This window comes from Mucilaginibacter terrenus, assembly GCF_003432065.1.
Taxonomy (GTDB): Bacteria; Bacteroidota; Bacteroidia; order Sphingobacteriales; family Sphingobacteriaceae; genus Mucilaginibacter; species Mucilaginibacter terrenus.
On the sequence record NZ_QWDE01000004.1, the window covers coordinates 1 to 13,331 of the forward strand.

The 13,331-nt window shown below is 44.1% G+C and carries 11 protein-coding genes; 8 read left to right on the forward strand and 3 right to left on the reverse strand.

Annotated features, from left to right (window positions below; genetic code table 11):
- Positions 1–942: 942 nt before the first annotated feature.
- The 6 genes from DYU05_RS17325 (at position 943) to DYU05_RS17350 (ending at position 8,997) form a co-directional block, all read left to right on the forward strand.
- Positions 943–1,872, forward strand: coding sequence for an outer membrane protein assembly factor BamD (locus DYU05_RS17325; protein ID WP_117384412.1), 930 nt, complete (start codon positions 943–945; stop codon positions 1,870–1,872).
- A gap of 13 nt (positions 1,873–1,885) precedes the next feature.
- Positions 1,886–2,224, forward strand: coding sequence for a DNA-directed RNA polymerase subunit omega (locus DYU05_RS17330; RefSeq protein ID WP_117384413.1), 339 nt, complete (start codon positions 1,886–1,888; stop codon positions 2,222–2,224).
- Between the two features lie 92 nt (positions 2,225–2,316).
- On the forward strand, positions 2,317–3,519 hold the full coding sequence (gene coaBC, locus DYU05_RS17335) for a bifunctional phosphopantothenoylcysteine decarboxylase/phosphopantothenate--cysteine ligase CoaBC (RefSeq protein WP_117384414.1): 1,203 nt from the start codon (positions 2,317–2,319) through the stop codon (positions 3,517–3,519).
- Complete coding sequence (porD, locus tag DYU05_RS17340) at positions 3,516–4,412, forward strand: type IX secretion system protein PorD (protein WP_117384415.1); 897 nt, start codon at positions 3,516–3,518, stop codon at positions 4,410–4,412. Before coaBC ends, porD begins: the two co-directional genes overlap by 4 nt.
- 160 nt (positions 4,413–4,572) lie before the next feature.
- Positions 4,573–7,419, forward strand: coding sequence for an excinuclease ABC subunit UvrA (gene uvrA / locus DYU05_RS17345; RefSeq protein ID WP_117384416.1), 2,847 nt, complete (start codon positions 4,573–4,575; stop codon positions 7,417–7,419).
- 78 nt (positions 7,420–7,497) lie between these two features.
- Entirely contained in the window at positions 7,498–8,997 is a 1,500-nt protein-coding gene (locus DYU05_RS17350; protein ID WP_117384417.1) for an NAD(P)H-hydrate dehydratase, read from the forward strand.
- A 204-nt stretch (positions 8,998–9,201) separates the two neighbouring features.
- Here DYU05_RS17350 and DYU05_RS17355 read toward each other — a convergent pair whose 3' ends face one another.
- Genes DYU05_RS17355 through lipA form a run of 3 tightly spaced genes read right to left on the reverse strand, consistent with a single transcriptional unit; the run spans position 9,202 to position 11,518 of the window.
- A complete protein-coding gene (locus DYU05_RS17355) occupies positions 9,202–10,062 on the reverse strand; it encodes an anti-sigma factor (protein ID WP_117384418.1) in 861 nt (286 codons plus the stop codon).
- 1 nt (position 10,063) lies between these two features.
- Positions 10,064–10,615: an RNA polymerase sigma factor gene (locus DYU05_RS17360; protein WP_117384419.1), complete on the reverse strand. Its 552-nt coding sequence runs from the start codon at positions 10,613–10,615 to the stop codon at positions 10,064–10,066.
- Positions 10,616–10,639: 24 nt separating this feature from the next.
- Positions 10,640–11,518: a lipoyl synthase gene (gene lipA / locus DYU05_RS17365; protein WP_117384420.1), complete on the reverse strand. Its 879-nt coding sequence runs from the start codon at positions 11,516–11,518 to the stop codon at positions 10,640–10,642.
- A 274-nt stretch (positions 11,519–11,792) separates the two neighbouring features.
- On the opposite strand from lipA, the gene DYU05_RS17370 reads away from it, so the two are divergent.
- A complete protein-coding gene (locus tag DYU05_RS17370) occupies positions 11,793–12,713 on the forward strand; it encodes a LysR family transcriptional regulator (RefSeq protein WP_117384421.1) in 921 nt (306 codons plus the stop codon).
- Positions 12,714–12,773: 60 nt separating this feature from the next.
- Entirely contained in the window at positions 12,774–13,325 is a 552-nt protein-coding gene (locus tag DYU05_RS17375; RefSeq protein ID WP_117384422.1) for a type 1 glutamine amidotransferase domain-containing protein, read from the forward strand.
- The last annotated feature ends 6 nt before the right edge of the window (positions 13,326–13,331 follow it).

The following is a 13,331-nucleotide window of genomic DNA, read 5'->3' on the forward strand; positions in this document are numbered from 1 at the left end:
CTTCAATCTTTTGTTTTCCCCGGAAAACGCTTCCGGCTCTTTAACGTTATTTTCAAATCTCGTTTCCGATTTTCTCTCCCTCGTTTTGGGACTGCAAAGGTAGAAAAGTTTTTTATTTCTGCAAAAATTATTTTTTAATTTTTTTGCTCTTTTCTGTTCCCCTATTTCAATTAACTACCGCAATTTCGTTGCCTCATTTGCGGAGTGCAAAGGTGCAAATATTTTTAACTCCTGTCAAGTGTTATTTTCACTTTCCTTAAAGTATTTTCTATTTGCATGATGTCAGAGAACTAATCCCACTATCTCGTTTGCGGGCTGCAAAGGTACGAACAGAAACTGCTTTCGCAAACGTTTGCTCAATTAATTTCACTCACTTTTCTTAAACCACTGTAAATGAATGCAGAAATTTAATCAGTCTTGTAGCGGACGTAAATAAATAATGCAGTTGGTCCCTAAAACGCCTAATTGTTATCCAAAAATTTAATCTACAATCATTCGGGACTGATAATAACGTATCCACGGTTTCTGCTATATACCCCTATTCCAATAAACGCCAAGCCGCATTCAACGGAGGATAAATGCATACTATATTATAAACGTATGCTGTAGTATCGTCACATTGATGCCAATAGACGCAGGTAAATTCCTGCGGTAAAGAATTGAAGGCCTAAGAATACATACCGGACGATCGGATGAATGACATTATAACCTTCAACATACTAATAACACAGTTATAATTAGCATTTATTCCGTAGGCCTGTATGTATAGTATATATGCAACCCTCCTCCACAGCAACAGAATAGCTTGTCGTGTATCATATAAGCAAGCGTTAAAAGATGTTAAATCGTGCTACTATATATATAAGGAGAACAAACGCCGTTATATATTCGCCTGTTAAATAAATAATTGACGGGTCATGAATATTAACTTATCTTTGCAAAATGTTTAAAAAGCAACTACATATAATTTCGGGCGCATTGCTGTTATTGCTTATTGCGTTCGGGAGTTGTAAAAGCAAATACGAAAAGCTAAAAGCCAGTAACGATAACGCTAAGAAATACTCAGAAGCGGTTAAATACTATAATAAGAAGGATTACAGCAAAGCACTTGGTTTATTTGAAGACCTGGTAACACTTTACCGCGGTCGCCAGGGTGCAGAAGACCTTTACTACTATTACGCATACACAAACTATAAGCTAAAAGATTACGCAAGCGCGCGCTATCACTTCAAAACCTTTGCAGATACTTATCCATCTAGCCCGCGCGCGGAAGAGTGCCGGTTTATAGCTGCTTATTGCTTCTACCTGGACTCGCCAATTTATTCGCTGGATCAGGAGAATACCACTAAGGCTATAGAGGCACTACAGTTGTTTATCAACCTTTATCCCAAAAGTGACCGTGTTACCGAAGCGAGCAAGCTAATACAAAACCTGCGCGATAAACTGGAGCGAAAGGCTTACGAAAATGCTAAGCTATACCTTACTATAAGCGATTACCAGGCGGCTGTTATTGCGTTTAACAATACGCTGCGTGATTACCCCGACACTAAGTATGCTGAGGAGCTTGACTTTTTAACTATCAAGGCTCAATACGAGTATGCCAAAGTGAGCAGCGAGCCAAAGCAGGAAGAACGCTTTAACCAGGCAATTAGCTATGCTGACCAGTTTACCGAAAAATACCCAAGCAGCACCTATAGTAAACAAGCTACCGATTTAAAACAAAGCAGCGAGCAAGGTGCTTTGAAAGCCAAGCGTTTTATGGCTCAGCTTTCGGTGAACCCGAAGCTTGCAGAAAAAGTTGCTAAAAAGGATACAACGGCTACTCATCCACCATCAATAAAAGACAGAGATAACCAGAAAATACCATATTAATTAGTAAAGATATATGAGCGCTAACAACACAAATAAAGGCACAGTTGCCAGCAGTACCGTAACACGCGACCTGCGCGAACTGGATGTAAAAACCGACAACATCTACGAATCGTTGGTGATCATGTCTAAACGTGCTAACCAGATATCTAACAATATCAAAGAAGAATTGCACCAGAAACTATCTGAGTTTGCATCAGCAAATGACAACCTGGAAGAGGTTTTTGAAAACCGCGAGCAGATAGAGATCTCTAAACACTATGAGCGATTGCCAAAACCAACTTTGGTTGCGGTACAGGAGTTTCTTGAAGACAAGGTTTATTATCGTAACCCTGCTAAGGAAAAAGAAGCATAAGCTTCCTTAAATCTAAAGTTTAAAGTCAAAGTTCAAAGATCAGGTATTGCCGGTTTTTGAACTTTGACTTTTTATTTTTTACTTTAACTTGTATGCTGGAAGGTAAAAAGATATTATTAGGCGTTTGCGGGAGTATAGCAGCTTATAAATCGGCCACGTTGGTGCGGTTACTCATCAAAGCTGGTGCAGAAGTACAGGTTGTGCTTACACCTGATGCTACCAACTTTATCACCCCGCTTACACTGTCCACCCTTTCAACAAAACCGGCGTATAGCGAGTACTTCAAAACCGAAACAGGCGAGTGGAACAACCACGTTGAACTTGGCCTTTGGGCCGACCTCATGCTTATTGCCCCGGCAAGTGCTAACACGATGGCGAAGATGGCCGGCGGATTGGTAGATAATCTGCTTACCGCGGTTTACCTGTCGGCAAAATGCCCTGTGTACTTTGCCCCTGCAATGGACCTTGACATGTGGAAGCATGATTCTACAAAGCACAATATTGCCCAGCTAAAAACCTTTGGCAACACTTTGATTCCTCCCGGAAGCGGCGAACTGGCCAGCGGCTTGCATGGTGAAGGGCGGATGGCCGAACCTGAAGAGATCCTGACGTTTTTAGAAGCTGATCTGAAAAAGAACCTGCCATTAGCTAATAAAAAAGTGCTGGTAACTGCGGGTCCTACTTATGAAGCTATTGACCCGGTTAGGTTTATTGGCAATCACTCTTCAGGCAAGATGGGTTTTGCTATTGCTGATGAATTAGCCGCCAAGGGTGCAGATGTTACGTTGATTGCAGGTCCTACGGCACAAAAAAGCACATTTAAAAATATTAGGAGGATAGATGTTGTTAGCGCAGCCGATATGTTGCGCGAGTGCCTAATCTACTTTCCATCTTCAAATGGCTGCATAATGTGCGCCGCCGTGGCAGACTACACGCCGGCAGAAGTTGCTCCGCAAAAAATAAAAAAACAGGAAGGCAGCTTAACCATTGAACTTAAGAAAACCACCGATATCCTCAAAACGCTTGGCCAGCAAAAGCAGCAAGGGCAGGTATTGGTTGGCTTTGCACTGGAAACCGAGAACGAAGAACAGCATGCCATTGGTAAGCTGCAGAACAAGAACCTGGATGCAATAGTTCTTAATTCACTTAACGATGCAGGTGCCGGATTTAAAAGTGACACTAACAAAATTACCATTATAGATAGCAGCTTAAATAAGACTGCTTTTGATTTGAAGGATAAAAATGAAGTAGCGAAGGATATTTGTGCTAAATTTATATCCTTATTAAATCTATGAAGCGTTTCTTTTTACTAGCTGTCTTGCTGTTGTTGTGCTGCTTTACCCAAGCGCAGGACTTGCGGGCACGGGTAAAAGTACTCACACCTAAAATACAGGTAAGTAACAAACGCCTTTTCTCTACCCTTGAAACAGCTATAAAGGATTTTCTAAACGGTCGCAAGTGGGCGGCTGATGCTATTGGCCCGCTGGAAAGGATAGACTGCAACTTTGTACTGAATGTAAATGCATGGGACGGCGGCAGCAATTTTAGTTGCGAGCTGCAGGTGCAATCATCCAGGCCGGTTTACAATTCGGGGTATACGACCACACTGCTGAACATTAACGACAAAGATGTAGACTTTAGCTATACCGAGGGGCAGACAATTGATTACAGCGATCAAAACTTTCAAAACAACCTGAGTTCCGTGATGGCTTTTTATGCCTACATTATTGTAGGAATGGATTATGATTCGTTCTCCCGATTTGGCGGAACAAATTACTTTCTGAACGCACAAAACATAGTCACTAATGCACAAACAGCCTCGTTTAAAGGCTGGAAAGCTTTCGACAGCAACCTAAACCGGTATTGGCTGGCGGAGAACCTGAACAATAAAATCTACAACAATCTTCGCAGTTTCAGTTACGACTATCACCGAAACGGACTGGATCTTATGGCAGATAATCCCACGCGTGCGCGCAAAGCTATAGCAGCTTTACTGCCGCAGCTTACCCAGGTTGATCGCAAGCGTATAGGTTCTTACTACCCTCTGGCATTTTTTACCGCGAAGGATGAGGAATTGGTTTCCATATTCAGCAAAGCAAGCGGCACCGAAAAGATGCAGGCGATGAACACCCTTTTACAAGCCGACCCATCTAACGGCAACAAGTACGAAACGTTAAAATCGAACTAACAAGCAGCCGCGCTTCAGGTTATTATTACATTAATCTTCATGTTCGTACCAGGTGTAACTGTATGAAAGCCCGCCGTTTTTGAGTATATTTGCGAACTTTTTTAGTATTTAATCGGCTGACTAAAACCCCTCAGCCCTTTACCTGTTTTTGCTGACATATATGAATGAAAAACAAATAGACCTGGGCGAGCAAAGTGAAGTTGAAGTGTACGGCGCCCGGGTGCATAACCTTAAAAATATAGATGTTTCTTTTCCGCGCAACAAGCTGGTGGTGATCACCGGCCTAAGTGGCAGCGGGAAATCGTCACTTGCTTTTGATACGATCTACGCAGAAGGGCAGCGCCGTTATATGGAAACTTTTTCGGCCTATTCGCGCCAGTTTATGGGTGGTATGGAACGGCCTGATGTAGATAAGGTGTCAGGGCTTAGTCCCGTAATTGCTATCGAGCAAAAAACAACCAGCAAAAACCCGCGCAGTACCGTTGGTACCATCACCGAAATATACGATTTTATGCGCTTACTTTTTGCAAGGGCGGGTGATGCTTACAGCTACACCACCGGCGAGAAGATGGAGCGGATGAGCGAGGACCAGATCCTGCGTACCATAATGGAAAAATTTGACGGGCAGCCTGTAAATATATTAGCACCGGTTGTTAAAGCACGTAAGGGCCACTACCGGGAGCTGTTTGAGCAGATACGCAAACAAGGCTATCTGAAAGTATACGTTGATGGCGCCATTATGGACGTTGAGCCTAAAATGCAGCTGGACCGCTATAAAATACACGATATAGATATTGTAGTAGACCGCCTGGTAGTAAGCGAAGCGGACAGTAAACGCCTGTACACATCAGTACAATCGGCACTTAAAACTGCAAAAGGCATCATTCGTATTGCGGATAAGGATAATAACGTAGCTTACTTTAGTAAATACTTGATGGATCCGGTATCGGGCATATCTTATGACGAGCCCCAGCCAAACACATTTTCCTTTAACTCGCCTTACGGCGCATGCGAAAAATGCAATGGCCTAGGCTACATATTCGAGGTTGACGAAGCTTCTGTTATACCCAATCCAAAGCTCAGCATTATAAATGGTGGCTTGGCACCTATCGGCGAATACCGCGAAACCTGGATCTTCCAGGTGTTAAAAGCATTGGGTAAAAAGTACGAATTCTCGTTATCAGTACCTTTAGAAAAACTCACACGCGAACAACTGGACATCATTTTAAATGGTAGTCCGGACATGATAACCGTTGCGGTTGAATACAACAAGTGGAATGTACAAAGCTACCAGATCACATTCGACGGTATCATCCGCATGCTGGAAGAACAGCAGGAACGCCGCAACGATGAAGGTATGGACGATATGGAAAACTATCGTGTGCTGCGTACCTGCCCGGTTTGTAATGGCGCACGGTTAAAAAAGGAGTCGCTCCACTTTAAGGTAGACGAGAAGAACATCTTTGAACTTGCCACTATGGACATCAACACGCTTCAAAAGTGGTTCACCAATCTGGAGGACCGTTTAAACGAGCGACAAAATGTTATTGCAAAAGAGATACTGAAAGAGATACGCGCGCGCATCGGCTTTCTGCTGGACGTAGGTTTAAGTTATTTAACGCTTGACCGCACCGCGAAAACTTTATCGGGCGGAGAAGCGCAGCGCATCAGGCTGGCTACACAAATAGGTTCGCAGTTGATGAACGTAATGTACATCCTGGATGAACCGAGCATTGGGCTTCACCAGCGGGATAACGAACGGTTGATAAACGCGCTTAAAAACCTTCGGGATTTGGGCAATACAGTGCTGGTGGTGGAACACGATAAAGACATGATACTGGAAGCTGACCACGTTATAGACATGGGCCCGGCTGCAGGTGTGCATGGCGGCCAAGTGGTCGCACAGGGCACCCCTGCCGAATTAATGACTAAACATACGCTCACTACATCGTACATCAACGGGGAAAAAGAAATAGCAATACCAAAGAAACGCCGTGAAGGAAATGGAAAGGTGCTGAGCCTTAAAAAGGCAACCGGTCATAACCTCAAAAAGGTTTCTGTAGACTTTCCTTTAGGTAAGCTTATAGGTATAACAGGGGTATCGGGCAGTGGTAAGTCAAGCCTGATAACAGAAACCTTGTATCCTATACTCAACCACCACTTTTTTAGAGCGAAGAAACATCCTCTTCCCTATGACAAAATAGAGGGTTTGGAACACATAGATAAGGTGATCGAGATAGATCAAACACCTATTGGGCGTACGCCAAGATCAAACCCCGCTACCTATACAGGCGTATTCTCTGATATTCGTAACCTGTTTGTGGCGCTACCGGAGTCGCGCATACGTGGTTATAAACCCGGCAGGTTCTCCTTCAATGTCAAAGGTGGCCGTTGTGAAACTTGCCAGGGCGGTGGTATGAAGGTGATAGAAATGAACTTTTTACCGGATGTACAGGTGCCTTGCGAAGAATGCCAGGGTCGCCGTTATAACCGCGAAACGCTTGAAGTTCGGTACCGTGGCAAATCTATCAGCGATGTTCTGGACATGAGCATTGAGGATGCCACACCATTTTTTGAACATATACCATCCATCTACCGAAAGGTAAAAACACTGTTTGATGTTGGTTTAGGTTACATAACGCTTGGTCAGGTATCTACTACGCTATCCGGCGGTGAAGCGCAACGTGTAAAACTGGCTACGGAGTTATCTAAAAAAGACACCGGAAACACCTTTTATATATTGGACGAACCTACGACCGGCCTCCACTTTGAAGACATTAACGTGCTACTTGGCGTAATTAATCAATTGGTAGACAAAGGCAATACGGTGTTAGTTATAGAACATAACCTGGATGTAATAAAAGTTGTTGACCACGTGATTGACCTTGGGCCTGAAGGAGGCTCGGGCGGTGGCAAGATCCTGTTCAGCGGCACGCCGGAAGGATTGTGTAAAGTAAAAGAAAGCTTTACAGGGCAATTCCTGAAGAAAGAAATGGGAATAAAATAGCCCAACTGCAGGCGGTAGCCGCCTGGTAGTACCTATAAAACTTTCAAACAAAACTTTGGCAGCATATCTTTACAAGATATGTTGCCATTACTTGTTGCCGAACAGATCCGCCAGGCGGATGCTTACACCATTGCCAACGAACCGATAAGCTCTCTCTACCTGATGGAGCGTGCGTCTAAAGCTTTCGTGGGCTGGTTCATAAACCATTTTCAGGATAAGCGAAAAAGTATATCGGTGTACTGCGGCACAGGCAACAATGGAGGCGACGGATTAGCTATCGCTCGCCTGCTGAACGATCATGGCTACAATCTTATTAACGTCAAGATCACCAGGTTTTCGGCAAAAGCTAGTGAGGATTTTGAAGCAAACCTGCAAAGGCTGGGTGGTATAAAGCGTCTTGAAATTGGAAGTGGGGCTTCATTACCGCCCGAAAACAGCGACATAATTATAGATGCCATGCTTGGCAGCGGCTTAAACAAGCCGCTTGAGGGTGATTACAGAAGAGTTGTTAATTACCTTAATGGTTTGCAAAAAACCGTTGTTGCAGTTGATGTACCAACAGGCTTTTTTACTGACGGCGAGATACCTGACGAGGCAGTAGCATTAAGGACTGACCTCACCATCACCTTCGAACAGCCAAAGATTAACTTTCTGCTTCCTGAATCTGCGCCATACATTAACTGTTTGGAAGTGGTAAAAATTGGGTTGGATGAATTGTTTATAAACTCGCTGGCTACACCATATTATTTTATAGAAGAGAGCGATGCTAAAGTGATTATAGCCGAAAGGCATCGTTTTAGCAATAAGGGAACTTACGGGCATGGGTTGATTATAGCTGGTGCCGACGAAACTATGGGTGCTGCGCTGCTGTCATCATCAGCCTGCGCGCATGCAGGTGCGGGTTTAACTACTGCTTGCATCCCGCAAAGCGGATTGACTGCGCTGAACAGCTACCTACCGGAGTTGATGGCTATTGTACGGAAGGATGATAACTTGCCGGAAATTGACCTGGACAAGTATAGCGCAATTGGCATCGGCCCGGGATTAGGTAAGGATTCCGCATCGGTCAACTTGCTGAAACATGTTATCTCAAATTCTAAAAAGCCGATATTGATTGATGCGGACGGGCTTAACCTGTTAAGCGAGCATCAAGAGCTGCTAAAACAACTTCCCCCAGGCAGCATTCTTACGCCGCATATGAAAGAATTTGACAGGCTCTTTGGCGAGCACACCAGCTGGTGGCATCGTTTACAAACTGCTAAAGTAAAGGCAGCAGAGCTTAAAATTAATATAGTACTGAAGAATGACTATACCATAACGGTATCGCCGGAAGGGAGATTATACTTTAACTCCACCGGGAACGCTGCCATGGCGACGGGTGGTATGGGCGACGTTTTAACGGGGATCATCACTTCGCTGTTGGCGCAAAAGTACGCGCCTACCCAGGCCTGTATCCTTGGGGTTTACCTGCACGGTAAAGCGGGAGACGAACTGGCTTTACCAAACCGGATGAATGTAGTTTTACCGGGCAGGGTAATAACGCAACTGCCTGCTACAATGGCAAAAATACTGGCATAAAAAAAACGGGTGCAAGTATCATACATCCGTTTTCCAAAACTATTAACTGATCTTATAAAGAACTAAATACTTCAAACTAGTATACATATGACGAGCGAAATATGTAATAGTTACTAAACACAGCAATTTATTTTTGGTTTTTTGCTGAATAAAAAATCCCCGTGAGTTTTGCTCACGGGGACAGTCCTTTATATTTTTAACAAGCTAGTTTGTGGCGCCTGCAACTACCATTTCTGTAATAGTAGGGTTTACGCTTCCGCCCATTGGCTCAACAGTTACGGCAAACATTTCTGCAGCGGCAATAGCCTTCATTTCCTTAACAGCAGATGAATCTAATTTACCGGCGGAGTCAAATACACCAAGATCAACTGGTTTACCGCCCGCGATTGCCCAAAGCTGATACTGATGCTTTGTATCATGAGCCGGCAGCTTCATACTTTTCATATCTACCAGTATCTTTTTGTTGGCCGTGTTCCAGGCGATGGTGAGCATTGCGTCAGGGGATTTAGTTGTTCCCTTCAATCTCAATACCTTATAAATAGGATCGCGATAAACGCCGAGTTCCCTGTCCATAACATTAACCTGGTTAGCTATCTTCTCCCTATCAGTAGTCATTGCCGTAAGTTGCGCATCGCGTTCCTGCAAACGGCTATACAAATTTACTATGCCATATATACTTACCAACAGCAAAGCAAGGCAGGCCGCAAAAGCATACTTGTAAAAATTACCGGTTCTAACAGGCATTTCAACAACTTTTGCTCCGCTATTATCATCCTCGTAAGGGATATCTTCCTCGGTGTGTTTACGGGCTTTAGTAAAAATCCGATCATCACCAAGGTTTGTAAGCAAGCTGTTCATGATTTTGTCGCGCAATGGTTCGGCAGGTTCAACTGCGTTTGCCTTTGCGTAAAACTCCATGGAACGTTCAATATCTTCAATCTCCGCCTTAACATCAGCATGCTGGGCGGCCATTGCCTCCACTTGAAGCTTTTCCTCAGGGCTTAAATCGCCCAGAACATAAAGCTCCAAAATCCCTGACTCAATATACTCCCTGATGTTTTCCACTTTAATTGAAATGTTTTCTGAGTTGCTGTATCGCCATTCTTAACCGTGTTTTAATGGTACCCAGCGGCACGCCAAGTTCGTCGGCTGCTTCCACGTGGGTATACCCTTTAAAATACACCAGGTCAAGTATGGATTTTTGCTCGGGTTTTAAGGTAGATACCAAATCTCTGATCCCCAGCAACTCAGGCTTGTAAACCGTGTTTCTTTGTTCGTCTATAAAAGTTACGTTATTTTCAAGCTCCTGGTTTTTGTTCTGATTTTTATAATCTTTTGATCGCACCTTGTCTATAGACAAATTTCGGGCGATATTGACCATCCAGGTAAACAGGCGGCCTTTTTCGGCACTATAGCCAGAAAAAGAATTCCAGATCTTAACAAATGTTTCCTGCAAAACGTCTTCAGCAACGGCGGTATCAGTAATGATGCGGGAGATAACACCAAACAACGAAGCGGAATACATATCGTATAATGCTTCTATTGCTACTTTCTCGCGATTACGAAGGGCACTTACCAGCTCTTCCTCTGATAGTGATATTTTTCTCTTCTTGCTCAACTCGGTGAAGATAGAAAGGAATAATTACATTTCAAAAAGGTGTTTCTCAGCATGGTAAGACGAGCGCACAAGCGGTCCGCTTTCTACATACCTGAAACCTTTTTTTAATCCCCACTCCTTGTAAGCAGCAAACTGATCAGGGTGTATCCAATCTATAACCGGGTGATGGTTGCGTGTTGGCTGCAGGTATTGGCCAAGCGTTAAGATGTGTACGCCTGCCTGCAGCAAGTCGTCCATCGCCTCAAGCACATCCTCTTCCTTTTCGCCCAAGCCTAGCATAATGCCTGATTTTGTACGGAGGCCACTGTCTGATATTCGCCTAAGCGCTTCAAGGCTGCGGTCGTATTTGGCCTGGATACGTACCTCGCGGGTTAAGCGGCGGACGGTTTCCAGGTTATGAGAAACTACTTCTGGCCGTACCGCTATTACACGATCAAGATTGTCCCATATGCCACGGAAATCGGGCAGCAGGGTTTCTAATGTTGTTTCCGGGCTCTCCCGGCGAATGGCATTAATGGTTTCTGCCCAAATGGTAGATCCGCCGTCCTTTAAATCATCACGGTCTACAGATGTGATCACACAATGCTTTACCTGCATTAGCTTAACAGAGTTAGCTACACGGTTTGGCTCGTCAAGGTCCACAGCTAATGGCCTGCCGGTAGCTACTGCACAAAAAGAACAGCTACGGGTACAAATATTACCCAATATCATGAAAGTTGCCGTACCGGCACCCCAGCACTCGCCCATATTAGGGCAGTTACCGCTTTCGCAAATGGTGTGCAATTTGTGGGTGTCCACCAAACCGCGAACGTGGGCATACTCCTTCCCTACAGGGAGCCTTACTCTTAACCAGTCCGGCTTACGCTGTGGTTGGGTGGCAGGCACTACAGGCAATTCTATCATATCACAAAAGTAAGTAAAAAGCCACTAAACAACTAAAGCACCGTCACAAGTTTTACACATGGTTGATGAACGGAAATGCTTTCCAACAGCGTCACCAATTAAATTACCGCCTTCGAGTTCAAGACGAGTATCCTGCATCTAAAAAAATGTGGTTTTTGCAGATTTTTGCTCGTGAAATCACCGATTGATGGTCTTGTCGATGCTATTTTTAAGGGCAGATCGTCTCACGTTATAACTTTTAATTATATCGTATATTTGAGCAAATGCTCCCGAGATGATATCTTTTTCGCACCGCGTGTTTATGGAAGTTGCCGCTAACCTGAGTTTTTCCAAAGCAGCCCAGGTGCTGTTTGTAACTCAACCCGCCATTAGCAAACATGTAAAAGCAATGGAGGACCAATACAAGGTGGCCCTTTTTGAACGCAAGGGGAACAGCATTTTACTTACTAACGCAGGCATTAAACTAAACGAATACCTGCAGCAAGCAACTGATATAGAGCGCAAAATAGAATATGAGCTATCCATATTAAGCAATGTCGGGAGCGCTGCAGGGCACCTGCGTTTAGGGGCAAGTACTACCATTGCGTTGTATATACTGCCTTATATTCTTTCAGGTTTCCAGCGGGAATATACTAATGTGGGTGTACAATTGGTTAACCGTAATTCTGAATACATACTTAATGCATTGCTTAACCATGAGGTGGATCTGGGTATTATTGAGGCAGATAGCAAGTTAACCACCGTAACTTACAAGCATTTCATGAGTGACGAGGTAATACCTGTTTGCTCTGCAAAAAGCCCGCTGGCAGGTAAGTCACTGACATTAAAACAGTTTGTAAAAACGCCTTTGGCACTGCGGGAACGCGGTTCAGGAACGTTAACCGCGTTGCTTAAATCTTTATCTACCCTGAATATTAAACCCGGTGATTTATCTGTAAAAATTCGACTGGGCGGTACCGAGGCACTAAAAAACTTCTTACTTGCAGACCAATGCCTTGGTTTTATGCCGCGCCCGTCAATTGTCAGGCAATTAGCTGAGGGTGAGTTGGTAGAAGTTCCGGTTGAGGGTCTTAAAATAACCCGCGATTTCTATTTCATTCGCAGGAAAGGCACTGAAGACTACGGTTTAACGGGCAATTTCATTAATTACGCAATTGCTCACGTTGCAGATAAGCAACTCGTGTCACAATCCTGATTTCTTAAAACCTTCTGTTCATAAAGCTGTAGTTAAAGTAAACAATTTAAAACTACTACTATGGCTAAGTTAGATAACAGGAAAGTAGCAATACTTACCGAAGAAGGATTTGAGCAAGTGGAACTTACCAGTCCTAAACAGGCTTTGGAAGAAGCAGGTGCAACTGTACACGTAATATCACCTAAAAGCGGAAAAATAAAAGCCTGGAACAAGACTGATTGGGGAATTGAGATAGACGTTGACAAAGAGCTAAACGCCGTTAGCCCCGATGACTATGATGCCCTGGTACTGCCCGGAGGTGTGCTCAACCCGGATAAGCTACGCCAGAATAAAGATGCAGTAGCCTTTGTTTCAGCATTCTTGGATGAGAGTAAACCAGTTGCAGCGATATGCCACGGACCACAAACCTTAATAGAAACGGGTATGTTAAAAGGCAGAACACTTACCTCCTACCCGTCGTTACAAACCGATTTGGTAAACGCAGGGGTAAATTGGGTTGATGAGGAAGTTGTGGTTGACAACGGCTTGGTAACCAGCAGAACTCCTGCCGATTTGGAAGCGTTTAACAGGAAAACAATTGAGGAGATAGGCGAAGGCGTCCATGAAGGATAGTTTGTC